This window comes from Streptomyces sp. NPDC007872 (assembly GCF_042868165.1).
GTDB lineage: Bacteria > Actinomycetota > Actinomycetes > Streptomycetales > Streptomycetaceae > Streptomyces.
Map to the genome: position 1 here is coordinate 592,455 of NZ_JBIAEA010000003.1, position 22,618 is coordinate 615,072.

The 22,618-nt window shown below is 75.5% G+C and carries 24 protein-coding genes; 8 read left to right on the forward strand and 16 right to left on the reverse strand.

Features of this window, described 5'->3' with window-relative positions; translation table 11 throughout:
* Window positions 1-33: 33 nt before the first annotated feature.
* A complete protein-coding gene (locus ACFYNX_RS13130; protein ID WP_365543230.1) occupies window positions 34-621 on the reverse strand; it encodes an XRE family transcriptional regulator in 588 nt (195 codons plus the stop codon).
* 68 nt (window positions 622-689) lie between these two features.
* Between ACFYNX_RS13130 and ACFYNX_RS13135 the strand changes: the two genes are divergently transcribed.
* Complete coding sequence (locus ACFYNX_RS13135) at window positions 690-1,658, forward strand: NAD(P)/FAD-dependent oxidoreductase (protein ID WP_388660968.1); 969 nt, start codon at window positions 690-692, stop codon at window positions 1,656-1,658.
* A 28-nt stretch (window positions 1,659-1,686) separates the two neighbouring features.
* On the opposite strand, the gene ACFYNX_RS13140 is transcribed toward ACFYNX_RS13135, so the two are convergent.
* The 11 genes from ACFYNX_RS13140 to sigJ form a co-directional block, all read right to left on the reverse strand.
* Entirely contained in the window at window positions 1,687-2,439 is a 753-nt protein-coding gene (locus ACFYNX_RS13140; protein ID WP_365543224.1) for a PIG-L deacetylase family protein, read from the reverse strand.
* Complete coding sequence (locus ACFYNX_RS13145) at window positions 2,436-3,368, reverse strand: SIS domain-containing protein (protein ID WP_388660971.1); 933 nt, start codon at window positions 3,366-3,368, stop codon at window positions 2,436-2,438. The genes ACFYNX_RS13140 and ACFYNX_RS13145 overlap by 4 nt, the downstream gene beginning before the upstream one ends.
* 184 nt (window positions 3,369-3,552) lie before the next feature.
* Window positions 3,553-4,647, reverse strand: coding sequence for a glycoside hydrolase family 5 protein (locus ACFYNX_RS13150; RefSeq protein ID WP_388660974.1), 1,095 nt, complete (start codon window positions 4,645-4,647; stop codon window positions 3,553-3,555).
* A 116-nt stretch (window positions 4,648-4,763) separates the two neighbouring features.
* On the reverse strand, window positions 4,764-5,786 hold the full coding sequence (locus ACFYNX_RS13155; protein ID WP_388660976.1) for an ABC transporter substrate-binding protein: 1,023 nt from the start codon (window positions 5,784-5,786) through the stop codon (window positions 4,764-4,766).
* Window positions 5,783-6,457, reverse strand: coding sequence for an ABC transporter permease subunit (locus ACFYNX_RS13160; protein ID WP_365543213.1), 675 nt, complete (start codon window positions 6,455-6,457; stop codon window positions 5,783-5,785). Before ACFYNX_RS13160 ends, ACFYNX_RS13155 begins: the two co-directional genes overlap by 4 nt.
* Window positions 6,454-7,134, reverse strand: a complete 681-nt coding sequence (locus tag ACFYNX_RS13165) for an ABC transporter permease (RefSeq protein ID WP_388660980.1) — start codon at window positions 7,132-7,134, stop codon at window positions 6,454-6,456. The genes ACFYNX_RS13160 and ACFYNX_RS13165 overlap by 4 nt, the downstream gene beginning before the upstream one ends.
* 93 nt (window positions 7,135-7,227) lie before the next feature.
* Window positions 7,228-7,614, reverse strand: a complete 387-nt coding sequence (locus tag ACFYNX_RS13170; RefSeq protein WP_388660983.1) for a VOC family protein — start codon at window positions 7,612-7,614, stop codon at window positions 7,228-7,230.
* A gap of 88 nt (window positions 7,615-7,702) precedes the next feature.
* Window positions 7,703-8,533: an ammonia-dependent NAD(+) synthetase gene (nadE, locus tag ACFYNX_RS13175; RefSeq protein WP_365543205.1), complete on the reverse strand. Its 831-nt coding sequence runs from the start codon at window positions 8,531-8,533 to the stop codon at window positions 7,703-7,705.
* A gap of 336 nt (window positions 8,534-8,869) precedes the next feature.
* Window positions 8,870-11,035, reverse strand: a complete 2,166-nt coding sequence (locus tag ACFYNX_RS13180) for an ATP-binding protein (protein ID WP_388660986.1) — start codon at window positions 11,033-11,035, stop codon at window positions 8,870-8,872.
* Between the two features lie 75 nt (window positions 11,036-11,110).
* The gene (locus tag ACFYNX_RS13185; RefSeq protein WP_388660989.1) at window positions 11,111-12,715 is read right to left on the reverse strand and encodes a molybdopterin-dependent oxidoreductase; all 1,605 of its coding nucleotides are present in this window, start codon (window positions 12,713-12,715) and stop codon (window positions 11,111-11,113) included.
* Window positions 12,716-12,804: 89 nt separating this feature from the next.
* Window positions 12,805-13,758 (reverse strand): RNA polymerase sigma factor SigJ, encoded by a 954-nt coding sequence (gene sigJ, locus ACFYNX_RS13190; RefSeq protein ID WP_388660992.1) that lies wholly within the window; start codon window positions 13,756-13,758, stop codon window positions 12,805-12,807.
* Between the two features lie 135 nt (window positions 13,759-13,893).
* On the opposite strand from sigJ, the gene ACFYNX_RS13195 reads away from it, so the two are divergent.
* The 5 genes from ACFYNX_RS13195 to ACFYNX_RS13215 all read left to right on the forward strand — a co-directional run bounded on the left by ACFYNX_RS13195 (window position 13,894) and on the right by ACFYNX_RS13215 (window position 18,002).
* Window positions 13,894-14,271 carry a hypothetical protein gene (locus ACFYNX_RS13195; protein WP_365543194.1) on the forward strand — a complete coding sequence of 126 codons (378 nt, stop codon included), beginning with the start codon at window positions 13,894-13,896 and terminating at the stop codon, window positions 14,269-14,271.
* Between the two features lie 194 nt (window positions 14,272-14,465).
* Window positions 14,466-14,924, forward strand: a complete 459-nt coding sequence (locus ACFYNX_RS13200; protein ID WP_388660995.1) for a Crp/Fnr family transcriptional regulator — start codon at window positions 14,466-14,468, stop codon at window positions 14,922-14,924.
* A 119-nt stretch (window positions 14,925-15,043) separates the two neighbouring features.
* A complete protein-coding gene (locus ACFYNX_RS13205; protein ID WP_388660998.1) occupies window positions 15,044-16,417 on the forward strand; it encodes a carboxyl transferase domain-containing protein in 1,374 nt (457 codons plus the stop codon).
* Window positions 16,418-16,501: 84 nt separating this feature from the next.
* Window positions 16,502-16,657 (forward strand): hydrophobic protein, encoded by a 156-nt coding sequence (locus ACFYNX_RS13210; RefSeq protein WP_125668070.1) that lies wholly within the window; start codon window positions 16,502-16,504, stop codon window positions 16,655-16,657.
* Window positions 16,658-17,084: 427 nt separating this feature from the next.
* Window positions 17,085-18,002 carry a SigB/SigF/SigG family RNA polymerase sigma factor gene (locus ACFYNX_RS13215; RefSeq protein WP_388661001.1) on the forward strand — a complete coding sequence of 306 codons (918 nt, stop codon included), beginning with the start codon at window positions 17,085-17,087 and terminating at the stop codon, window positions 18,000-18,002.
* Here the strand turns inward: ACFYNX_RS13215 and ACFYNX_RS13220 are convergent.
* Both ACFYNX_RS13220 and ACFYNX_RS13225 read right to left on the reverse strand, forming a co-directional pair.
* Window positions 17,950-18,435: an ATP-binding protein gene (locus ACFYNX_RS13220; protein ID WP_388661004.1), complete on the reverse strand. Its 486-nt coding sequence runs from the start codon at window positions 18,433-18,435 to the stop codon at window positions 17,950-17,952. The genes ACFYNX_RS13215 and ACFYNX_RS13220 overlap by 53 nt on opposite strands.
* A complete protein-coding gene (locus ACFYNX_RS13225) occupies window positions 18,428-18,841 on the reverse strand; it encodes an STAS domain-containing protein (RefSeq protein ID WP_388661007.1) in 414 nt (137 codons plus the stop codon). Before ACFYNX_RS13225 ends, ACFYNX_RS13220 begins: the two co-directional genes overlap by 8 nt.
* Before the next feature lie 290 nt (window positions 18,842-19,131).
* Between ACFYNX_RS13225 and ACFYNX_RS13230 the strand changes: the two genes are divergently transcribed.
* Window positions 19,132-19,722, forward strand: coding sequence for an isochorismatase family protein (locus ACFYNX_RS13230; RefSeq protein ID WP_365543774.1), 591 nt, complete (start codon window positions 19,132-19,134; stop codon window positions 19,720-19,722).
* A gap of 51 nt (window positions 19,723-19,773) precedes the next feature.
* Here the strand turns inward: ACFYNX_RS13230 and ACFYNX_RS13235 are convergent, their stop codons facing one another.
* Window positions 19,774-20,133, reverse strand: coding sequence for a hypothetical protein (locus ACFYNX_RS13235; protein ID WP_388661010.1), 360 nt, complete (start codon window positions 20,131-20,133; stop codon window positions 19,774-19,776).
* Between the two features lie 106 nt (window positions 20,134-20,239).
* On the opposite strand from ACFYNX_RS13235, the gene ACFYNX_RS13240 reads away from it, so the two are divergent.
* Window positions 20,240-21,907 carry an FAD-dependent monooxygenase gene (locus ACFYNX_RS13240; protein ID WP_388661013.1) on the forward strand — a complete coding sequence of 556 codons (1,668 nt, stop codon included), beginning with the start codon at window positions 20,240-20,242 and terminating at the stop codon, window positions 21,905-21,907.
* On the opposite strand, the gene ACFYNX_RS13245 is transcribed toward ACFYNX_RS13240, so the two are convergent.
* Window positions 21,888-22,610: a 4'-phosphopantetheinyl transferase family protein gene (locus ACFYNX_RS13245; protein WP_388661016.1), complete on the reverse strand. Its 723-nt coding sequence runs from the start codon at window positions 22,608-22,610 to the stop codon at window positions 21,888-21,890. The two genes, ACFYNX_RS13240 and ACFYNX_RS13245, sit on opposite strands and share 20 nt — an antisense overlap.
* Window positions 22,611-22,618: the final 8 nt, after the last annotated feature.

Genomic DNA, 22,618 nt, shown 5'->3' on the forward strand with positions numbered 1-22,618 from the left:
ATACTAAGCGGTCGCTTGCAGCGAGGGAACCGGTCAGCCGGACTTCCCCGGCCGGGCCCTGACGTGCATGCGCTCCCCCTGCGGCCCGAACAGGCTCAGGAACTCCACCGGCCCGTCGGAGGTCGGCCCGAACCAGTGCGGGACGCGCGTGTCGAACTCGGCCGCCTCCCCCGCCGTCAGGACGACCTCGCGCCCGCCGAGGTGGAGCCGGAGGCGGCCCGCGAGCACGTACAGCCACTCGTACCCCTCGTGCACCCGGGGTTCCGGGCAGTCGTACGGCTTCTCCTGGATCACCTTGTACGCCTGGAGGCCGCCGGGCTGCCGGGTCAGCGGATACATCGTGCGCCCGTGCCGCACGATCGGCCTGGCCTTGACCCGGGGGTCGCCCACGGGCGGCGCGCCGACCAGTTCGTCGAGCGGGACCCGGTGGGCGCGGGCGAGCGGCAGGAGCAGTTCGAGGCTGGGCCTGCGCCTCCCGGATTCGAGCCGGGAGAGGGTGCTCACGGAGATGCCGGTGGCGGCGGAGAGGTCGGCCAGGGTCACCCCGCGGTCCCGGCGGACGCGGCGGAGGCGGGGGCCGACCTCGTTCAGGACGGCGTCGATGCGGTCGTCTTCGGTCATGGTCCCCATATTGCAGGAACGGCAAGTTCGTTTGCTGCTCCGGCAGGTTCGGAGCGAGCCTCGTCCCCATGAACGCACACACGGAGCGGTACGAGGTGGTGGTCGTCGGCGGCGGCGCGGCCGGGCTCAGCGCGGCCCTGGTCCTGGGCAGGTCCCGGCGGCGGACCCTGGTCGTCGACGCGGGCGAGCCCCGCAACGCCCCCACGCCCCACATGCAGGGCGTCCTCTCCCGGGACGGCACGAGCCCCGCCGCGTACCTGGCGGCGGGCCGGGCGGAGATCGCCGCGTACGGGGTGGAGTGGCGGGCCGGCCGGGTGACGGGGGCGGCGCCGGACGGGCGGGACGGCTTCACCGTGTCGCTCGCGGACGGCACGGCGGTCGGCGCGCGGCGGCTCGTGGTGACGACCGGGCTCGTCGACGAGCTGCCGGAGATCGACGGGGTGGCCGAACGGTGGGGCCGGGACGTGCTGCACTGCCCGTACTGCCACGGCTGGGAGGTCCGCGACCGGCCGTTCGGGGTGATCGCCCATCCGGCGATGCCGGCGCACCAGGCGCTGATGGTCTCCCACTGGTCCTCGGACGTGACCCTCTTCCTCCACACCGCCGCCGGGCTCTCCGATCGGGAGGCGGCGCTCCTCGACGCGGCTGGGGTGGAGGTCGTGACCGGCGAGGTCGCCGGGCTCGCGGTGGAGGACGACCGGCTGACCGGGGTCCGGCTCGCCGACGGGCGGTTCGTGCCGCGCGAGGTGGTCTTCGTCGGGGCGGCGCGCCTCGCGGCCCGGGACGGAGTGCTGCGACAGCTCGGCGCGAAGAGGGACGAGACGCCGTTCGGGGAGTTCGTCGCGGTGGACGGGACGGGCCGCACCAGCGTGCCCGGGGTGTGGGCCGCGGGGAACGTGACCGGTCCGCAGGAGCAGGTGGTCAACGCGGTGGGCCTGGGCTACCGGGCGGGCGTCACGATCAACACCGAGCTGCTGTTCGGCGACCTGGAGGCGGCGGTGGACGGCGGGGAGTCCACCGGGGAGGGTCCCGCCTGAAAGGAGCCCCCACCCGGAAGGGCCTCCGTCAGCGCGGGAACAGCTCGAAGGTGACGGCCGGCCGGCCGCCGAAGCGGTCGGCCGCCCCGCCCGTCGTCCCGGCGAGGAAGGACCGGACGTACTCCTCCGGGTCCTGGTCCGTCAGGGCCTCGATGTAGGTGCGGTGGCAGAGGAGCGAGCGGACCGCGCGCTCCAGGCCCGGGCCCGCGTCGACGGCGTGGGTGGGGGTGCTGGAGGCGGCGACCGCGACCCAGCGGACGCCGTCCCACGGCTCCAGGCCCCCTTCCGTCAGCTCGGGGAAGATCCAGCGGTTCCCGGCGTCGGCCGCCGCGTCCAGGACGGCCCGGCCGACGGCCCGGTGGTCGGGGGTGTTCCACGGGGCGCCGGGGCCGCCGCCCCAGGTGTCGCGGTGGTTGAGGGTGACGACGAGCTCCGGGCGGTGGCGGCGGATCGCGGCCGCGATGTCGCGGCGCAGTCCGGTGCCGTACTCGATCACGCCGTCCCGGTGGTCGAGGAACTCGACGGTGTCCACGCCGACGACGGCGGCGCTGTCCCGCTGTTCGCGCTCGCGCAGCGGGCCGCAGACGTCCGGGGCGAGGGCGCCGATGCCGGCCTCGCCGCGGGTGGCCAGGACGTAGACGACCTCCTTCCCGGCGTCGGTCCAGTGGGCGACGGCGGCCGCGCAGCCGTACTCCAGGTCGTCGGGGTGGGCGACGACGGCGAGCGCGCGCCGCCAGTCGCCGGGCAGTTCGGCGAGGTCCGGGACAGCGTTGTCGGTCATGAGCGCAGGATACGGGCCGCCTCCGAATCCGTCGGACGGTACGCACCGGCGAGGATCACCGACCGCGAGACGTGCCGGGGCCGGTCGGGGTTGAGGCCGCGCCGGGCGGCGAGGGCGACGGCGAGCCGCTGGGCGCGGACGAGGGCGGCGACCGGGTCGATGGCGTCGGCGGCGAACAGGGCGCCGGTGGACTCCACTTCGTCGCGGAGGCCCGAGGGGGCGGGGCCGAGGCACCAGACGAGGCTGGTCCGGTCGCTGATGCTGATCGGGCCGTGGCGGTACTCCATCGCCGCGTACGACTCCGTCCAGGCGCGGGCCGTCTCGCGCAGTTTGAGGGCGGCGTCGTCGGCGAGCCCGACCGTCCAGCCGGTGCCGAGGAAGGTGAACTGGCCGCGCCGCTCCCAGACGGCGGGCAGCCGCTCGTACAGGACGAGTTCGGCGTCGGCGATCGCCGGTCCGAGGTCCACGCCGAGCCCGGCGCGCAGGAGTTGGAGGGCGGTGGTGGCGAACCGGGTCTGGACGACGGAGCGTTCGTCGGCGAAGCCGAGGTCGAGGACCCGGTCGGCGAGCCGTCCGGCGGGGCTGTCGGGGGCGCCGGTGAGCACGAGCGCGGGGACGCGGCCCGCGGCGCGGGCGAGGAGGTCCACGACCTCGGTGGTGGTGCCGGAGCGGGTGAGGGCCACGATCCGGTCGTAGCCGCGCCCGAGCGGGGTCCCGTCGGAGGCGGGGAAGGCGTCGGTCTCCCCCGCGCCGAGGGACTCGCGCAGGGCGGCGTAGGCGCGGGCCATGAAGTAGGAGGTGCCGCAGCCGACGACCGCGACGCGCTCGCCCCGCTCCGGCAGCAGACCGGCGTACCGCTCGGCGTCCTCCGCGGCCCGGCGCCAGCAGTCGGGCTGTCCGGCGATCTCCGCGCCGACGTGGGTGCTCATGTCCGGGTCCTCTCCTCGCGGGGGCCCTCGGGGCCCTGCCGCGAGTTCTACCGGTGCCCGCCGGGAGGGCGCCATGTGCGCGGGGGACGCACCGCTTGGACTTTTGCGCGCCGCGGGCGCGGACGCCCCCGCCGGGCGGCGGGTCGCACGACGGGGACGTACCGGCCGCGAGGCGGGGCGCGGGTCAGGAGGTCGGGAAGTCGTCCGGTGTCCTGATCCGGTCGCGGATCCAGACGCCGGCGGGCTTGAGCGATCCGGTGCCGGTCCAGGGGCCGCCCCTGTCGCAGGTGCCGGTCTTGAAGACCGCGCCGCTGCGCTCGTCGTCGGAGAAGTTCCAGTTGACCCAACTGATCTTCTTCGAGGCCATGAGGTCGAGGTACTTCCGCGTCATGGTGAAGTCGTCGGCGCCCTCGCCCGCGTAGTTCTGGGTGCCGAACTCGGTGACGAAGACGGGCAGCTTGTCGGCGGCGCGGGAGAGGGTCTTCAGGTACTCGTCCCGGTGCGAGTACGCGTAGAAGTGGAAGGTGTACATGATGTTGGCCGCGTTCACCGGGCTGGAGACGACCTCGGACTCGGTCGCGCCCTCCGAGACGCCGAACGAGGACCACGCGCGCGTGCCGACGAGGACCGGGGTCTCGGGGTCCTTGGCGCGGATGACGGGGACGAGCTGCTCCGCATAGCTCTTGATCCTGGACCAGGACACGCCGCTGGGCTCGTTGGCGATCTCGTACAGCAGGTTGGTCTTGCTCCCGTGGCGCTGGGCGATCTCGGTGAAGAAGGTCTTGGCGCGGGCGAGGTTGTGGTGGGGGTCGCCCGGGTCGAGCATGTGCCAGTCGACGATCACGTACATGCCGCGCGCGGTGGCCTGCTCGATGAACGCGTGGGCGAGGTCGGTGTACTTGCGCGGATCGGTCTCGTAGCCGTCCTCCTGGACGTACGTGGAGACGCGCAGGACGTCGGCCTTCCAGTCCTTGGCGAGGGCGTCGAGCGAACCGCCCGTCAGACACCGGGCGTACCACTGGGTGCCGTGCGAGGACATGCCCCGGAGCTGGATCGGCTTGCCGTACTGGTTGCAGAGCTTGGTGCCGCAGACCTTGAGCTGTCCGTTGATCGCGGCCGGGGTGGTGGCCGCCGCCCCGGCCGGCGCGACGGGTACGGGGGCGGGGGCGGCGTTCACGGCCGGCGGGGCGGCGGCGAGGCCGAGGAGGAGGGCGCCGAGGGCGGTGCCGGCGACGCCGAGGCGACGCGCGCGCGGTCGTACGGTTCGTGCGGAAGTCATGAGGGTCTCCACGGAACGACGAACGAGGGCCGGAAACCGGAGGGTTGACGCCTCCGGAACTGGAAGGAAACCTTCCTAACGAATGGATAGCAGGGTCGTGGACCGCCCCGCAAGGGTCATGACGGCGGACGCCGTTCAGCGGGCTGGAGACCGGACGGCCGGGATCCGTCGTGGCGCCGGTTCGCCAGGAGGCCCTTGCGCACGAGGTAGTTCCGGGCCACGTCCTCCGGGAGGCGGCGCCAACTGTCCACCTGTTCGTTGAGGTGCGCCAGGTCGGCGGTGGTCAGGACGGCGTTGAGGCGGTCGAGCGCGCGGACGACGCCCTCGCTCCCGGCGCGGTTCCGGTTGACCACGGGGACGATGAGGTCGGCGTTCTGCAGGCGCTTGTCGTCGGCGAGCAGGACGAGCCCGAAGTCGTCGAGGGTGGCGTCGGTGGTCGTGGTGAGGACCAGGTGGTCCCGGCCGCTCCGGACGGCCTGCTTCGCCTGGGTCGTACCGACGCCCTTGGGGTCGACGGCGGTCACGTCGATGCCGTAGACCTCCTTCAGGCCGGGGGCGCAGTACGGCCGCCGGACGCACTCGTCCCCGGCCGCGAGCCGGACCGGCAGGCCGGAGGCGCCGAGGTCGCTGAGGGTCTTGAGGCGGTGCTCGGCGGCGAAGGCGGCGGTGACGGCGAAGGCGTTCTGGTCGACGGCCCGGCCGGGGTCGAGGACGGTCAGTCCGCGCGGCGCGGCGAGGGCCCGCAGGGCCTTCATGGTGGCGGCCGGGTCGGGCGAGCCGACGGGCGGCGCGTCCGGCCCGTGGGCCTTGGCGTTCAGCCAGTCGGCGAAGGTGGCCGCGTACTCCGGCACGACGTCGATCTGCCCGTTCTCCAGGGCCGGTTCGTACAGCTCGCGGTTGGTGACGGAGAGGATCTTCGTGCGGTGTCCGGCGTCCTGGAGCAGCAGGGCGTACATCTGGGCGAGCAGGTCGCTCTCGGTGAACCCGGCCGAGCCGACGACCAGCCGGCGCCCGTCCCCGGGCCGTCCGGTGACGGCGTCCCGGTCCTTCAGGGAGGGGCCCGCGGCGCAGCCGAGCGGACCGGTGCAGCAGATCGCCGTCAGCAGGCAGAGGGCGGCGAGGGGACGGGGCGCCCTCATGCGCCGCTCCCCCTGACCCCCGCGGGGGTCAGGCGCCGGACCGCCTCGAAGACCCCCTCCACCAGGAGGGCGAGCGCCGCGACGAGGACGGCCCCGGCGACGACCTGCGGGGTGGAGGCGAGGTTGAACCCGGCGGTGATGATCCGGCCGAGCCCGCCGCCGCCCGCGAGCGCGGCCACGGTGGCGGTGGCGACGAGCTGGACGGCGGCGATCCGCACGCCGGTGAGGACCAGCGGCAGCGCGAGGGGCAGTTCGACCCGGGCGAGCACCTGGCCGCCCGTCATGCCCATGCCCCGGGCGGCCCGTACGACGTCGGGGTCGACGCCCCGCATCCCGACGTACGCGTTGGTGAGCAGCGGGGGCACGGCGAACAGGACGAGGGCGATGATCGTGGGCCACTCCCCGTACGGGCCGAGCGGGCTGAGCAGGAGCAGGACGAGGACGGCGAAGGTGGGGACGGCCCGGCCGGCGTTGGCGAGGTTCACGGCGAGCCCGCCGCCCCTGCCGAGGTGGCCGAGGACCAGCGCGGTCGGCAGGGCGATCGCGCAGCCGACGGCGAGGCAGACGAGGGTGAGGAAGACGTGCTCGCCGAGCCGGTGCCAGACGCCGTCCTCGCCGGACCAGTGGGCGGCGGTGGTGAGCCAGGACCAGGCGGCGGAGACGGTGTTCACGCGGACCGCGCCCGGGTCCAGGGGGTGAGCAGCCGCTGGGCGCCGAGGAGGAGCAGGTCGGCGGCGACGGCGATGACGACGCAGAGGGCGGAGGCGGTGAGGACCTGGGCCTTGAAGTAGGTGTTCATCCCCGCGTAGATGAGGTTGCCGAGGCCGCCGTGGCCGACGATCGCGCCGATGGTGACGAGGGAGACGGCGGAGACGGTGGCGATGCGCAGCCCGGCCATGGCGGCGGGCAGGGCGAGGGGCAGCTCGACGGCGAGGAGGAGCCGGAGCGGCCCGTAGCCGAGGCCGCGCGCGGCCTGCCGGGTCTCCTCGGGGACGGCGCGGAGCCCGGCGAGGACGTTCCGGACGAGGAGGGTGAGCGAGTACAGGACGAGACCGGCCACGACGAGGGCGGCGGAGAGTCCGTACAGGGGCAGGAGCAGCGAGAACATCGCGAGCGCCGGGATCGTGTAGAGCAGCGTGGTGATCCCGAGGACGGGGGCGGCGACCCAGCGCAGGCGGCGGGCGGCGATCGCCAGGGGCAGGGCGATCAGGAGGGCGAGGGCGACGGAGGCGCCGGTGAGCTGGAGGTGCTGGACGACGGCGTCGGCGAGGACCTCCCTGCGGGTGGAGAGGTAGGCGCCGCAGATCCACTCGTTGCGGGCGAGGCAGTCGTCGGGCGGCGCGGTCACGCTCCCATTCGAGGCGGTACGGGTCTCCTCCGCACTCCGGCCGGGCCCGTCCGGGGGGCGGGGAGCCCCGCGGGCGGGTCGCCGGCCGGGCGCTCAGGTCTCCTGGAGCACGGACAGGACGTTGCCCGCCGGGTCCGTGAACCAGGCGACGGCCGGTCCGCCGCCGCCCCGGACGATGCCCCTGTCGTCGGCGTCGAAGCCGGGGTAGCGCTCCAGGGTCACACCGCGTCCCACCAGCTCGTCGACGGTCCGCTCGATGTCGTCGACCTGGAAGTTGAGGATCGTGAAGGAGGCGGGGGCGTGGTCCTCCTTGGGGTACACGAGGACCCGCGCGCCGCCCGCCAGGACGAGGAGGAGCATCTCCATGCCCTCGGGTCCCGACTCCTCCACCTCCAGGCCGAGGGTCTCGCCGTAGAACCGCCGGGCGGCGTCGATGTCGTCGACCGAGAAGCCACTGAACGCCGAGGTCTCGCCGAACATGGCGCACTCCCTTCCGGAGTCCGTTCCGGGGGCCTCCGGTGAGACCCCCTTCCAGGATCCTCCGACGGCGGGAGGTCCGCCGCTCCGCTCAGGGGGCGATCGGCAACTGTCGCTTGTGCTCGGTGAGCTCGTAGCGGCGGACGATCGCGTCGAAGGCGGCCCCGGAGACCGGCTTGCCCTCCAGGAAGTCGTCGATCTCGTCGTACGTGACGCCGAGCGCCTCCTCGTCGGGCTTGCCCGGGTCGAGGGTCTCCAGGTCGGCCGTGGGGACCTTCCACACGAGCCCGTCCGGGGCGCCCAGCTCGGCGGCGATCGCGCGGACGCGCCGCTTGGTGAGGCCGGTCAGCGGCACGACGTCGGCGGCGCCGTCGCCGAACTTGGTGAAGAAGCCGGAGACGGCCTCGGCCGCCTGGTCGGTGCCGACGACGAGGCCGTTGTGGGCTCCGGCGACCGCGTACTGGGCGATCATCCGCTGCCGGGCCTTGATGTTGCCCTGGACGAAGTCCCGGTGGTGGTCGTCGCGGAAGACCACGTCGGCGGCGACGCAGGCCTCCAGGGCCGCGTCGCTCGCCGCCTTCACGTCCACGGTGAGGACCTCGTCGGGGCGGATGAAGTCGAGGGCGGCCTGCGCGTCCTTCTCGTCGGCCTGGACGCCGTAGGGCAGGCGCATCGCGTAGAAGACGGCGTCGTGGCCGGCGGCGCGGGCGCGCTCCACGGCGAGCTGGCAGAGCCGGCCGGCGGTGGTGGAGTCGATGCCCCCGCTGATGCCGAGCACGAGGGCGCGCAGCCCGTTGGAGGTGAGCTGCTCGGTCAGGAAGGCCACCCGGCGCTCGATCTCCGCCGCCGGGTCGAAGGTGCCGGACACCTGGAGGTCCCGGGCGATCTGCTGCTGGAGGGCGGTGGACGCCGGGTCGGTCACGTGAGGTCTCCTCGTCGGGGGTCGGTCGCCGTACGGCCCGTCGCACGCGGACGGGCTCGTACGGCTCTGTTCACGGGCCGACTCTACGCACCGGGGCCCCGTGCCGTCGCCCCGCGCCGCTCCGCGCCGTCCCGTGCCGCTCCGGTCCGTCCCGGCGCGTTCCGGCAGGTCGGGCGGGTGCGCGGTCGCGGCGGCGGTGGCGGCCGGTGCCGCGTGCCGGTCCCGTGTCGCGGATGTCCCGGTCCGCCGGGTTCAAACGTGTCCGCCGGGTTCGAGCGAGCTGGGCGGGTTCGAGCGATCCGGGCGGGGCGGGCGTGTCCGCCGGGTCCGGACGCGTCAGGCGTGCCCGGGGCCGCGCAGGGCGCGGTCGAGGCCGTCCTGCGGGAGGCCGGTGAGGGCGCGGACGAAGATCTCCTCGTAGGCGGGTTCGCCGATCGACGCGCGGACGGTGTCCGTGTACTTCTCGTGCAGGGCCCGCAGGCCGGGCAGGCCGCGCCGGGGCTGGCCGGTGGAGCGCCAGTACGCCTCGCCGGTGCCGGAGACGTCCGCGGCGCGCTCGCCCTCGCCGGCCGCCGCGAGGGCGGTGGCGAGGACGTCGAGGCCGAGGGCCACGCCGAGGCTCGCGCCCAGGCGCCGGGTGCCTTCGAGCATGGCGCGGGCGTGGCCGGAGGCGGCGGCCGGATCGCCCTCCAGGAGGCCGGTGAGGGCGAGCTGGTACTCCAGGGCGGTGCGGGTCCAGTGCTCGTCGAGCTCCTCGCACAGGGCGCGCAGCCGGAGCGCCCGCTCCCGGGCCTCCGCGAGCCGGCCCAGGCCGGTGAGGGCGAAGACCCGGACGAGGTGGCAGCGGAGCCGGGCGGCGGAGTCGGCGGGTCCGCCGCGGGCGGCGTCGAGGACGTGGCCCACGACGACGTGCGCGGCCGTCGGGCGGCCGGTGGTGAGGGCGAGGAGGCCGGCGAGGGCGGCGGCGTCGAGGGTGAGCTCGCCGGGCCGGTCCCGCCCGGCGCCCTCCCCGTGCTCCGCACGCCCGGCGCCGTCGACGGGGCCGGCGGAGCCGGGAAGCTCGGCGTACTCGGTGTGTTCGGTGTGTTCGGTGTGTTCGGCGGCGTCGGCGTACTCGGCGTGCCGGGCCTCGCGGGCGCAGCGCTCGCTGACGTCCTGGGCTGGGCCGAACTCGCCCTGGAGGACGAGGGTGACGCCGAGGGCCCACAGGGCGCGGGCCCGGACGCGGCCGCGGGCCTCGCTGAGGAGCAGGGCCTGTTCGAGGCCGTCGCGGGCCTCGCGGAGGCGGCCGCGGCAGGACCAGGCGAAGGCGACGGAGCCGACGAGGTCGAGGGCCGCGTCGGGGTCGGTGCGCAGGAGCCGGTCCAGGGCGGTGCGCAGATCGGTGTGGTGGGCGTCGACGGTCCGGTACCAGCGGAGCTGGCGGGCGCCGTGCCACTCGGTCCCGGCCCGGCGGGCCAGGCCCCGGAAGTGGGCGGCGTGCCGGTCGGCGACGGTTCCGGTCTCGCCGGTGCGGTCCAGCCAGGTCGCCCCGTACTCGCGGATCGTGTCGAGCATCCGGTGGCGTCCGGCCGCGTCGGGCGGGCGGACCACGGAGGAGCGGACGAGTCCGTCGAGCGCCTCCGGCAGGGTCGCGCGGTTCAGCGGGCCGCCGATGCAGACGGCGGTCGCGGACGCGAGGTCGAAGGGGCCGCGGAAGACGGAGAGGCGGGCCCAGAGGAGCCGTTCGAGCGGGGTGCTCAGCTCGTGGCTCCAGCCGATGGCGGCGCGCAGGGTCTGGTGGCGGCTGGGCCAGACGCGCTCGGTGTGGGCGAGCAGGTCGAAGCGGGCGCCGGGGGCGGCGTCGAGGCGGGAGCCGAGCTGGTCGCGCACGGCTTCGGCGCCCTGGAGGCGGATCTGCGCCGCGGCGAGTTCGAGGGCGAGCGGGATGCCCTCCAGGCGTACGCAGATCTCGCCGGCGGGTCCGGCGGCGGGGAACTCCTCCCCGGCGGCCCGGCGGAGCAGGGCCAGGGCGTCCGGTCCCGCGGGCGGCAGCGGGTCGAGGACGATCGTCTCCTCCCCCTCGACGCCGAGGGGGCGGCGGCTGGTGGCGAGGACGGTGAGGCCGGGGGCGGCGGCGAGGAGTTCGGTGACGAGCCGGGCGCAGGGCTCGGCCAGGTGCTCGCAGGAGTCCAGGACGAGCAGGAGTCGGTCGTCGGCGAGCCGGCGGCAGAGTCCGGTGGCGGCCATGCCGGGGGTGTGGTCGGCGAGGTCCACGGAGTCGGCGACGAGCGCGACGAGCAGCCGCTCGCCGTCGAGCTGGCCGAGGTCGGTCCACCAGGCCCCGTCCGGGTACCGCCCGGCGGCCCGGTGTGCGGCGCGCAGCGCGAGCCGGGTCTTCCCGACTCCCCCGACGCCGGTCACGGTGACGAGGCGGTGCTCCGCCAACGCGGCGGATACGCGCTCCAGTTCCGTGCGGCGTCCCACGAAACCGGCGTTCTCGTCCGGCAGATGTCCACGCACGGGAGCAGTGTCCCTCATATGTCCCCCGAACGGGTGGGCACGGCGGGTTCGTTACTCAGCTACGACCACCGGCCTCTATTCTCCGCCCTCGACCGTCACCACGACCGAGTGCCACCCCTGGGCCCCGTCGGGCATCGTGGCGGTGCGCCGTTCGGGCTGGGTGGCGCCGGTGCCGTCGGTGGCGCGGACGGTGAGGGTGTGGCGGCCGGGGGCGGCCTCCCAGGGGTACGTCCACTGGCGCCAGGTGTCGCGGGTGTCCTCGGCGGCGAGGCGGGCCTCCTGCCAGGGGCCGTCGTCGACCCGCACCTCGACCCGGCGGACGCCCCGGTGCTGGGCCCAGGCGACCCCGGCGACCATGACGGTGCCGGCGGCGGGGCGGCCGAAGGGGCGGGGGGTGTCGATGCGGGACTGGGTCTTGACGGGGGCCTCGGCGGCCCAGCCGCGCGGGACCCAGTAGGCGTCGTACGCGTCGAAGGTGGTCAGTTCGATCGACTCGATCCACTTGCAGGCGGAGACGTAGCCGTAGAGGCCGGGGACGACCATGCGGACGGGAAAGCCGTGCTCGAAGGGGAGGGGTTCGCCGTTCATCCCGAAGGCGAGGAGGGCGTCGCGGCCGTCCATGACGTCCTCGACGGGGGTGCCGATGGTCATGCCGTCGACGGAGCGGGCCACCAGTTGGTCGGCGGAGCCGCCCTCGGAGGGCGGGCGGACTCCGGCCTCGCGCAGCAGGTCGGCGAGGGGGACGCCGAGCCAGCGGGCGTTGCCGACGTACGGGCCGCCGACCTCGTTGGAGACGCAGGCCAGGGTGATGTCCCGCTCGACCGTCCGCCGGGCCATGAGGTCCCGCAGGGTGAGGGTGAGCTCCTCGCGGACGCCCGTGCCGTGGAGGCGCAGGCGCCAGCGGTTAGCGTCCACCTTGGGGACGACGAGGGCGGTGTCGACCCGGTAGAAGTCCCGGTTGGGGGTCGTGAAGGGGCTGATGCCGGGGACGGCGAGCCGGGCCCCGGCGGGGACGGGCTGTGCCGGGGAGGCCGGCCGGGGCAGCCGCACGGCCGCCCGCGAGGCGGTGGCGTTCTCCTCGACGGGCGAGCCGACGGCCCTGCCGAGGGCGGCGGCGCCGGTCGCGGCGAGGCCGGTGGACGCGGCGACGACGAGGAAGCTCCTGCGGTCCGCGCGGGCGGCGGCGGTGCCGGTCCCGGCCCGGGGGGCGAGGAGGCGGCCGATGAGGACGTACAGGAGGAGGGCGCCCAGGGCGGCCCCGACGAGGGAGGGCACGGCGTCGACGGCGGAATCCGAGTCGGGGCGGGTGACGGCGGCGAGCGCCCCGAGGACGCCGAAGGCGCCGACCGCCGCCGAGCCGAGCGCGCGGCGGCGCAGGGCGAGCAGCCCGATCCCGACGGCGAGCAGGGCGAGGACGAGGAGGATGCCGAGCTGGAGGACGGCCTTGTCGTTCTCGCCGAAGGTCCGGATCGCCCAGTCCTTGAGGGCCGCGGGGGTCCGGTCGACGAAGGCGCCGCCGACGGCCACGACGGGGCTCGCCTCTGGTCGCACCCGGGAGGCCACGAGGTCCGCGACGGCCAGGGAGACGTAGGCGGCGAGGAGGCCGCCGAGCGCGGCGAGGAGACGGTCGGTGCGGGTGGCTTCTCGGACGGGCCGGTGCCCGTCGCTGGTGGCGTTCATGAGGGGTACTTCGCCACGGAACGCCTCCCGGATGGGTGCTTTCGGGGTCTCCTCGGGGTCGCTTCACCCGCAGGAGGGGTCAGAGGCCGTCAGCCGTGACGGGGCGGGCCCTGAGGCGCGTCGGGGAAGTCCCTTGCCCACGGGCGGAGTTTCTCCGGGTTGCGGACCACCCAGATCCGGGCGACGCGCCCCTCGGCGACGTCGAACGAGGCCACGGTCGCGACGACGCCGTCGCGCCGGGCCACCAGGCCGGGCGCGCCGTTGACCGAGCGTTCCAGGAGTTCGAGCCCCGGGGCCCTGTCGGCGATGGCGACCATGTACCGGGCGATGCGCGCGCCGCCCTCGACCGGGTGCAGGACGGTGCCGACCATGCCGCCGCCGTCCGCGGTCATCACGGCGGCCGGGTCGAGGAGCCCGACCAGGGCCGCGATGTCCTTGGTCTCCCACGCCTCCTTGACGTGCCGCACCACGTCGGCCCGGCCGGCCGCCGGCGCCGGGCCGTGCGCGGTGTCCACCCGCCGCCGGGCGGAGGCCGCCAGTTGTCTGCAGGCCGCGGGGGTCCGGCCGAGGACTCCGGCGATCTCGGCGAACGGGTAACGGAAGACGTCGTGCAGGACGAACGCCACCCGCTCGGCGGGCGTCATCGACTCCAGGACGACGAGGAAGGCCATGGTCACCGATTCGTCCTGGACGATCCGGTCGGCGGGGTCCGCGGGATCCGCGGAGGCGCCGGCGCGGTCCCACTCGGCGCGGTCGGGCAGCGGCTCGGGGAGCCAGGCGCCGACGTAGCGTTCGCGGCGGGCCCGCGCCGAGCCGAGCAGGTCCAGGCAGATGCGGCCGGTCACCGTCGTCAGCCAGGCCCCCGGGGACAGGATCTCCTCCCGCCTGCCGCGCGGGAGTCCGTACCAGCGCGCATAGGCGTCCTGGACGGCGTCCTCGGCCTCGGTCACCGAACCGAGCAGCCGGTAGGCGACGTTGATCAGCCGCCCCCGCTCACCGGCCGTGCCGTCCGCGCCGGTCCCCGCAGTCCCGACAGTCCCCATGCTCCGGCCGCCCCCTCGTCGTGCCTTCGCGAGTCCCCGCCTCACCTTTCGGAGGCCTGCGTCGTCGAACGGGTGAGACCTTATCGATCGACTGCCCGGGGGCGGGAAGCCCGGGGCGGAAAAGGGGACTGTGACATGGCCACCGAGGCGACGACGGCGACGGCGGACGTGCGGCGCGGCTCCTCCTTCCTGAGGACCGCGATCGTCCTGCAGACCCTGACCCTCTTCCTCCAGGCGGTCTCCGCCGGACTGCTGCTGACCACGTCGTACGGGGAGACGCTGCACGGCGTCGGGGCCCGGGTGATGTACGGGGCGTCGATGCTGTACGTGCTCGCGGCGGTGCTGGCGTGGAAGCCGGGCGGCGGCTCGCCCCGGCCGGTCCGGCACGCGTCGGGCTTCCTGGCGCTCGCCTCGGTCCAGGTGGTGGTGGGCATCGCGCACGTCCCGGCGGTCCACGTCCCGCTGGGCGTCCTGATGTTCGGCCTGAGCGTGCTGGCCCTGGCCCGGCGCTGAGGCCCCGTGCCGTCCCACCGCGTCAGGTGCCCCCCGTCCGGCCCGCGCACGCCGGACGGGGCCCGCCGGGAGCGGGGGCGCACGGAGGGTGAGGGGGCCGTCCGGCCGGTGTGACCGGTGGCCCGAGCCTGCGCGCGCGGCGGCTCCTTGGCCGACACTGGGGGTGGGAGTCGAGTGTGCGAGGAGGGCCCGCCATGAGCAGTGCCACGCCCAAGGTCAGCACGTTGCCCCCGGAGCACCGGGAGCGCCTGATGGCCTTCGCCGAGGACGTGTACTTCGAGTCCGGCCACCGCCTCTTCGAGGAGCAGCAGCACGCCGATCGCTTCTGGATCGTGAAGACGGGAGCGGTGACGCTCGACGCGCGGGTGCCGGGGCGCGGGGCGCCCGTGATCGAGACCCTGCACCACGGCGAACTGGTCGGTCTCTCCTGGATGTTCCCGCCGTACCTGTGCCAGTCGGGCGCGGAGGCGATGACCCCGGTGCGGGCGTACGAGTTCAACGCCCCGGCCGTCCGGTCGATGTGCCGCTCCGACGCCGAGTTCGGCGCCTCGGTCCTGTTCTGGCTGGGCTCGATCCTGGCGCACCGCCTCCAGGTGACCCGGGTGCGGCTCCTCGACCTGTACGCCCCGCACGGGAGCGGGATCATGGCCTGAGCCCCGCCCGCGGGGCCGCCCCGGTGCGGCGGCGGACCGGGCGGTACGGTGGGGCGCACCGCTGATCCATCCGTACGCGTTCCCCATACCACGCACCGGCGACCGGCTGTGAGGCCCGCATGACCGACCCGACGACGGCGCGCGGGGCGATCGCCCTGGTGACCGACGAGTTCACCGAACTGCCCTTCGACGAGGGCCCGCCGGCCGGTGACGGGCCGATCGGATGGCCCGGGTACTCCGCCGCGCACGCCCGCGCCGCCGCCCGTACCGGCGAGAACGAGTCGGTGGTCTGCGGGACGGGCACGGTGGGCGGGGTGCGGGCGGTCCTGGTCTCCTTCGAGTTCCGGTTCCTCGGCGGTTCCCTCGGGGAGCGGACGGGGGCGCGGGTGGCCGCCGCCCACGCCCTGGCGCGGGCGCGGCGGCTGCCCGTGGTGGTCCTTCCGGCCACCGGCGGCAGCCGGATGCACGAGGGGATGCGGGCGCTCCTCCAGCTCCAGCTCCTGGCCCGCGAGTCGGAACTGACCCGGGCCGCCGGGCTCCCCCAGGTCGCGGTCCTGCGGGATCCGACGACCGGGGGCGGCTGGGCCACCCTCGGCGCGGGCTCCGACGTCGTCCTGGCCCTGCCGGGCGCCCAGGTCGCCTTCGCCGGGTCGCGGGTGCGGCCGCCGGACGCGGATCCGGCGGCGTACACCGCCGAGGCGCAGCTCGCGCACGGCCACGTCGACGCGATCGTGCCGCCGGACGCGCTGCGCGCCGTCCTCGGGCGCTGGCTGTCCCTGCTCACCCGCCCGGCCGAGGGCCCGGTCCCGCCGCCGTACGCGCTCGGGGACCCCGGCACCGCGCCCGCCGCGAGCGGCCGGGAGGCCGTGGCGCGGGCCCGGCACCCGGACCGGCCCCGGGCCGGCGCCTACCTCGACGCCCACTTCACCCTGCGCGAGGAGATCTCCGGCGACCGCTGCGGCGGCGTCGACCCGGGGATGCGGTGCGGCTTCGGGCGGCTCCCCGACGGACGGACCGTCGCCTACGCCGCGCAGTGCGGCACCGCGACCCGTCCGGCCGGCTTCCGCACGGCCGCCCGGCTCGTGCGGCTCGCCGGACGTCTCGGGACGCCGGTGCTCACCCTGGTGGACACCCCGGGCGCCGCCAACGACGCGGAGGCGGAGCGTTCGGGCGCGGGCAGCGCGATCGCGGACCTGTTCGCCGCCATGGCCACCGCGCGCACCCCGCTGACCTCGCTGCTCGTCGGGGAGGGCGGTTCGGGCGGGGCGCTGGCGCTCGCCGCCCCGGGGAACACCTGGGTGACCCCGGACGCGTACTTCTCCGTCATCGCGCCCGAGGCCGCCGCCGCCATCCTCAAGCGCCCGCCGGAGCAGGCCGGTGCGACCGCCGACCAGTTGCGGCTGCGGCCGGAGGACCTCGTCGGGCTCGGGATCGCCCGGGGCGTCGCGGGGCCCCGGCCGGTGTCCCCGGAGGACGTCGGCGACGGCGCATGAGCGCGGGGGAAGCGGGCAGGGGCGGTGTAGCGGGTCTCCGTGCGGACCGCGCCGGACGACACCGTGTACGACGGAGGTGACGTCATGGTTCCCCTGCTCCTCGTCCTCCTGGTGATCCTGATCCTGTTCGGCGCGGGTTTCGCGGTCGACGTGCTCTGGTACATCGCCATCGCCCTGCTGGTGCTGTGGGTGCTCGGCTTCTTCATGCGGAGCGGCAGCGGCCGCTGGTACCGCTGGTGAACGGAGGTCCCGACGGTCTCGTGCCGTGTCCCGGACGGTGGTCGTCCGGGACACGGCACGCGGCTCTTCGGCCCGCCGGGTCCGTCCCTCGCCCAGGGCCTTCTTGAGCTCCGCCTCGTCCACCGAGGAGCGGCCGGGCACGTCGCGGCGCCCGGCCTCGGCGTGGAGCGGGTCGTACGTCGGCCCCTGCGCGCCGCTGTGCGAGCGCTTGCCGTCTGTCGCTCCCGCTCGGGGCTCGATCCGCGCGGCATCGTCCGCTCCTTCCGGTTCGGAGGCGTGTCCGCCTCCCGTCCGCACGGGCCCTCGGCAAATCGTGCCAAACCATCGGATACGGGGCATCCTGGTTCGAGACGCTTGACCGGCGGACCCGCGCCGTCGCCCTCTGTTACGGGGTCAGGGCAGGTCCCGACACCGTCGAAGGAGCCCCATGTCCACCCCCCGCACTCGATCCGTCACCCTCGGTCGTGGCCCGGAGGTCGCCGGGAATCCGGGGGCTTCGATGCGCCGGGCGGCGCTGGACGGACTGCCCGTGCCGCCCCGGCCCACCACCGTCTCCACCGACGACGCCCAGCAGCTCTCCGCCGCCCTCCTCACCCGCCTGACCTCACTCGACGAAGGCACCCCCGAACACGCCTACGTCCGCAACACCCTGGTCGAGCTCAACCTCAGCCTCGTCAAGTTCGCCGCCCGCCGCTTCCGCAACCGCGCCGAACCCACCGAAGACATCATCCAGGTCGGCACCATCGGACTGATCAAAGCCATCAACCGCTTCGACCCCGACCGCGCCGTCGACTTCTCCGCCTTCGCCCTGCCCACCATCGTCGGCGAGATGAAACGCTTCTTCCGCGACACGAGCTGGGCCGTCCGCGTCCCCCGCCGCCTCCAGGAACTACGCATCGACCTCGCCAAAACCGCCGACCACCTCGAACAACACCTCGGCCGCCGCCCCACCCGCACCGAACTCGCCCACCACCTCCACCTCACCGAGGAAGAAATCGCCGAAGGACAACTCGCCGCCCACGGCTACGCCACCCGCTCCCTGGACACGCCCGCGGGGGACGACGAGGAGACCTCCGGCGCCGCTCCCCGGCACCTGGCGACCGCCGAGCCCGCCTACGAGCTGATCGAGTCCCTCGCCGCGCTGCGGCCGCTGCTCGACCGGCTCGACGAACGCGACCGGCACATCCTGGCGCTGCGGTTCGGGGAGGAGCTCACCCAGGCCGAGATCGGCCGGCGGATCGGCCTCTCCCAGATGCAGGTCTCGCGGCTGCTCACCCGGATCCTCGGTGACCTCAGAGCCGCTCTGCTGGAGGACGGTCCGGCACCCGACCCGGCGGCCGGCTGACCTCCAGCCAGACCACCTTCCCCGCCGCCCCCGGCCCCCTGACCTCATATCCCCAGGCCCCCGCCAGCTTGTCCAGGACCATCAGACCGTGTCCGCCCGGCAGCGCGGGCGAGCGGGGCGCGCGCGGCCGGGGCGGCTCGGGGCTGAGGTCGGCGACCTCCACCCGCAGGCGCCCCCGTTCGTGCCGCAGGACGAACTCCTCGGGACCCCCGGCGTGCAGACAGGCGTTGGTGACCACCTCCGACACCAACAGCAGCACGTCCTCCACCCGCTCCTCCCGCTCCTCCCCCGCCTCGCTCCGCGCCGGAAGCCACCCCCAGTCCGCCAACGCCTCCGCCGTGAAGTCCCGGCAACGCGACACCACCCGCCGCGCCCCGCGCACCATCAACCTCCGCACCTGGGCACCGTCCGCGTCGGCATCACCGTCAGTCATGGCCGGCCCCGCCGTCCCTCGGGGCCGGATCGGCCAGGGCCCGGGTGGTGTCCTCGTACACCCGGAAGACGGCCCTGACCCCGGTGATGTCGAACATCCGGTCCACCGGCGGGCGCAGCCCGGCGAGGTCCAGGCGCCCGCCCGTCTTCCGCATCCGCAGGCGCGCCTTCAGGAGCGCGTTGAGCCCCGTCGAGTCGCAGAAGCCGAGGCCGGAGCAGTCGACGACGATTCGCCGGGCCCGTACGTGCTCCTCCACCGCCTCGCGCAGGGGGGCGACCGTGTCGTGGTCGAGCTCCCCGCCCAGTTCGAGCACCACCACCCCGTCGGCCGTCGCGGGCCGGACCCGTACGTCGAACCGGGCACGGCGGGGCGACCGCCGCGCCTCCGCGCCACCGTCCACGTCCATGGGCTCGCCCCTCTCGTCGTCCTTCTCGGTGGCTCTCCCTCTCCCCAGTCTCGGGCAGGCGGCGCCGGACGACCCCCCGGAGCGGACGGCGGGGACGAGCGGACGGCGGGGACGAGGGGGCGGCGGGGACGAGGGGGCGGCGGGGACGAGAGGGCGGCCGGGGGGCCTTTTCTCAGAGCCGGGTTTCCATGATCCCGATCGGGTGAACGCGGGCGCGTGCCCCTCCGGGCGCGCCTCGGAGACGCGACGATGCCAGGGACTCTTCCCACCCCCGAGGAAAGGCGGCTCCCGTGCGCCGTGCCCTGATCGTCGTCGACGTGCAGAAGGACTTCTGCGAGGGCGGTGACGTCCCCGTGAACGGCGCGACCGACCTGGCCGTCGCCCTCGCCGACCTGGTCAGGGGCGCCGGCGACCGGTACGCGCACGTCGTCGCCACCCGTGACCACCACGTCGACCCGGGCGACCACTTCTCGGACGAGCCCGACTTCGAGGACTCCTTCCCGGTGCACTGCGTCGCCGGCACCGAGGGCGCCGAGTTCCACCCGGACTTCGCGGCCGCCGTCGCCGCCGGGGCCGTGGGGGAGGTCTTCCTCAAGGGCGCCCACTCCGCCTCGAAGAGCGGCTTCGAGGGCGCGACCGCGAGCGGCACCCCGCTGGGCGACTGGCTGCGCGCCCGCGGGGTGGACGGGGTCGACGTCGTCGGGATCGGAACGGACCACTGCGTGAAGGCGACCGCCTTCGGCGGGGTCCGGGAGGGCTTCGACGTGCGCGTCCTCCTCGACCACACGGTCGGCGTCGCCGCCGACACCACCGACCGCGCGCTCGGCGAACTGCGCGCGGCGGGCGTCGGCCTCGTCGGCCGGCCGGTGGTCCTCGTCTGACCCGGTGGCCGCCGGTCCGGCCGTGATCGTCGTACGACCTCGTGGCGGCCGTCAGAGGCCGGGCCCGTACCCCGGGTCCGGGGCCTGTCGCGGGTGCCATCCGGCCGCCAGGCCCCAGAGGCCCAGGCCCACGACGGCCGCGCAGACGAGGACGGCCGCCCACGGGCGCAGCCACCGCGTGGCCGCCGCCCAGGTCAGGGGCGGGACGACGAGTCCGGCGAAGAGGATGAGCGGCAGGTCCACGAGGATCACGCCCCAGTCCCGGGCGTGCCCTTCGAAACCGCCCTCGATGGTGTACGCGGCCCGGGACAGCGCGAAGGCGCCCGTGACGGCGGCGCCGAGGACGGCGAGCAGACAGCCGACGGCGCTCTCCATCCGGTCGCGGGACTCCTCCGCGGGCTTCTCGCTCATGCCCGGGAGGGACGCGGGGGGCCTCCGTCCGGTTCCGCGGTCCGGCGGCGCGGTTCCCACCGCTCGCCGTCCGGGGCCGCGCGGGCGACCATGGGGGCGGGGGCCCGTGGGGGGCGAGGCAGCGCTGGAGGCACTCGTGGCGCACCACCGCACCACCACCGACGTCCTGGTCGTCGGCGCGGGCCCGGTCGGCCTGAGCGCGGCCGCCGAACTGCGCCGGCACGGGGTGCACTGCCGGATCGTGGAGCGGTTGCCGGCCCGGCTGCCGTACGCGAAGGCGGTGGGGATCCAGCCGCGCACCCTGGAACTGTGGGACCGCATGGGCCTGGTCCGCGAGGTCCTGGAGGCCGCCGTTCCGATACGGGGGCAGCTCCTCTACGCCGACGGCGAGGAACGGGCCCGGATCGAGCTGGAGATGCCGCCCGAGGTGCCCTACGGCTTCGCCGCGCTCCCCCAGTACGAGACCGAACGCCTCCTGGAGGAGTACCTGGCCCGGCTGGGGACGGCCGTGGAGCGCGGCACCGGACTGGTGTCGTTCGACCGGGACCGGGACGGGGTCACCGCGCGGCTGCGCACCGCGTCCGGCGCCGACGAGGAGCTGCGGGTCCCGTATCTGATCGGCTGCGACGGGGCGCACAGCGTCGTGCGGAAGGCCCTGGGGCTGTCGTTCGAGGGCGGCGCGTTCCCGGAGGAGTACATGCTCGGGGACGTGGAGGCCGACTGGGACCTGCCGCACGGCTACGGCGTGCGGTCGAGCCGCCGGTCCGCCGACGGTTCGGCCGACGACGTCCTCGTCTGCATCCCGCTGCCGGGCGCGGGCCGTTACCGGATGTCGATGCGGGTCCCGCCCGAGCTGTCCGCCCGGGGAAGCACGGCGCCGGACGGCGTCGCGCACGGCGTGCAGACCGGGCGGACGCCGGAACTCTCCGACCTCCAGGCCGTCGTGGACCGCCTCGCGCCCCGGCCCGCGCGGCTCTCCCGACTGCGCTGGGCCTCGGTCTTCCGCATCAGCCACCGGATCGTGGACCGCTACGGCGAGGGCCGGGTCTTCGTCGCGGGCGACGCGGCCCACATCCATCCGCCCACCGGCGCCCAGGGCATGAACACCGGGGTGCAGGACGCCTGCAACCTGGCCTGGAAGCTCGCCCTCGTGGTCCGGGGCGGGGCGGGTCCCGGACTGCTCGCCACGTACGACGCCGAGCGGCGTCCGGTCGGCGAGGAGGTGGTGGGCCGGACCGTGCGGCACGCCGTCCACGGCATCGAGTCCGGCCCCGACGACCGGCGGACCCTGCTCCTCCGCGAGGCCCAACTGCTCGTCGGCTACCGGGGCGGCCCGCTCGCCGGCGCCCCGTACGGGCCGGCCGACGCGCCGCAGCCCGGCGACCGGGCCCCGGACTGCGCCGGTCTGACCACCCCGGTCGCCGCCTTCCCGCTGCGGCTGCTCGACGTGCTGCGCGGCCGCGCGGGACACGTGGTGCTCCTGTACGGCTCCGACGCCGCCGAACTGTCCGGCGCGGCGGAGGCGGCGCGGGCGGCGGGCGGGCTGCCGGCCGTGGTGGTCCTGCCGGCGGCCGGGACCGGCCGGTCCGGCTCCGCACCCCTGCCCCCCACCATGCCCGTGTACCGCGACGCCGCCGGGGAGTTCGCCCGGCTCTACCTCCCCGACGGCGCCACCGGTCTCGTCGTCCGCCCGGACGGGCAGCTCGGCGCCCGGTTCCCCCTCGGCGGTGCCGCGGCCGCCCTGAGCGCGTACCTCAGGGCCCTGTCCGTGTGACGGCAGCGGGCGGCCGTGGAGCCTGCGGGACCCCGTGGTCGCCCGAGACCGTGACCGTCGCACCGGGAGACCCGGCCCCTTCGGGACGGAGGATTTCCTCCAGGGAGGAGAAGGCCGTGACGGGGGTCCCGGTCGCGACCGCCGCGACAGCTCCCCGTCGTCGGTCGGTCCGTTCGAGGAGCCGGAGGCCGGTCCCGCCGCCCGCCTTGAACAGGGCCTCGCCCCGCACCCACAGCCGGAGGAGTTCCGGGCCGGGGTCCGGGCGGGCGGCGGCCTCCCGGAGGTCGGCCTCGGGCAGGAGCCGTCGCAGGACGGACGGGGGTCCGGGCCGGCGCGTCGCGGGTTCCACGTCCACGCCGACCGGGCCGGGGCCGACGGCGGCCGCGACGAGGCCGTCGGCGTGGCTGAGGCTGACGCCGAGGTCGGGCCGGCCGCCGAGGTGGGGGCGCCCGTGGCCGGTCCGGTCGCACGCGGCGCAGTACTGCTCCGGGCCCGAGGCCCCGGGGGAGAGCCCGGTGAACCGGGCCGCGCACAGCCGGACGAGGAGACGGGCCGCCAGCACGTCGTCGCGGCGGGCGGGCACCCGCACCCGGTCGAGGCGCCGCCGTTCCCAGGGCGCGAGCAGCCCCTCGTGCAGCTCCGGGCGGGCCAGGACCTCGCCGGTGGCCGCCACCACGGCGAGGACCGCCCGGCCCTCGTTCATCGGCGGGG

What these genes read in the sequence shown, in the direction of transcription:
- ACFYNX_RS13130 (WP_365543230.1), bottom strand. Translation starts at nt 621, where the DNA reads ATGACCGAAGACGACCGCATCGACGCCGTCCTGAACGAGGTCGGCCCC.
- ACFYNX_RS13135 (WP_388660968.1), top strand. Translation starts at nt 690, where the DNA reads ATGAACGCACACACGGAGCGGTACGAGGTGGTGGTCGTCGGCGGCGGC.
- ACFYNX_RS13140 (WP_365543224.1), bottom strand. Translation starts at nt 2,439, where the DNA reads ATGACCGACAACGCTGTCCCGGACCTCGCCGAACTGCCCGGCGACTGG.
- ACFYNX_RS13145 (WP_388660971.1), bottom strand. Translation starts at nt 3,368, where the DNA reads ATGAGCACCCACGTCGGCGCGGAGATCGCCGGACAGCCCGACTGCTGG.
- ACFYNX_RS13150 (WP_388660974.1), bottom strand. Translation starts at nt 4,647, where the DNA reads ATGACTTCCGCACGAACCGTACGACCGCGCGCGCGTCGCCTCGGCGTC.
- ACFYNX_RS13155 (WP_388660976.1), bottom strand. Translation starts at nt 5,786, where the DNA reads ATGAGGGCGCCCCGTCCCCTCGCCGCCCTCTGCCTGCTGACGGCGATC.
- ACFYNX_RS13170 (WP_388660983.1), bottom strand. Translation starts at nt 7,614, where the DNA reads ATGTTCGGCGAGACCTCGGCGTTCAGTGGCTTCTCGGTCGACGACATC.
- ACFYNX_RS13185 (WP_388660989.1), bottom strand. Translation starts at nt 12,715, where the DNA reads ATGAACGCCACCAGCGACGGGCACCGGCCCGTCCGAGAAGCCACCCGC.
- sigJ (WP_388660992.1), bottom strand. Translation starts at nt 13,758, where the DNA reads ATGGGGACTGTCGGGACTGCGGGGACCGGCGCGGACGGCACGGCCGGT.
- ACFYNX_RS13195 (WP_365543194.1), top strand. Translation starts at nt 13,894, where the DNA reads ATGGCCACCGAGGCGACGACGGCGACGGCGGACGTGCGGCGCGGCTCC.
- ACFYNX_RS13200 (WP_388660995.1), top strand. Translation starts at nt 14,466, where the DNA reads ATGAGCAGTGCCACGCCCAAGGTCAGCACGTTGCCCCCGGAGCACCGG.
- ACFYNX_RS13205 (WP_388660998.1), top strand. Translation starts at nt 15,044, where the DNA reads ATGACCGACCCGACGACGGCGCGCGGGGCGATCGCCCTGGTGACCGAC.
- ACFYNX_RS13210 (WP_125668070.1), top strand. Translation starts at nt 16,502, where the DNA reads ATGGTTCCCCTGCTCCTCGTCCTCCTGGTGATCCTGATCCTGTTCGGC.
- ACFYNX_RS13215 (WP_388661001.1), top strand. Translation starts at nt 17,085, where the DNA reads ATGTCCACCCCCCGCACTCGATCCGTCACCCTCGGTCGTGGCCCGGAG.
- ACFYNX_RS13220 (WP_388661004.1), bottom strand. Translation starts at nt 18,435, where the DNA reads ATGACTGACGGTGATGCCGACGCGGACGGTGCCCAGGTGCGGAGGTTG.
- ACFYNX_RS13225 (WP_388661007.1), bottom strand. Translation starts at nt 18,841, where the DNA reads ATGGACGTGGACGGTGGCGCGGAGGCGCGGCGGTCGCCCCGCCGTGCC.
- ACFYNX_RS13235 (WP_388661010.1), bottom strand. Translation starts at nt 20,133, where the DNA reads ATGAGCGAGAAGCCCGCGGAGGAGTCCCGCGACCGGATGGAGAGCGCC.
- ACFYNX_RS13245 (WP_388661016.1), bottom strand. Translation starts at nt 22,610, where the DNA reads ATGAACGAGGGCCGGGCGGTCCTCGCCGTGGTGGCGGCCACCGGCGAG.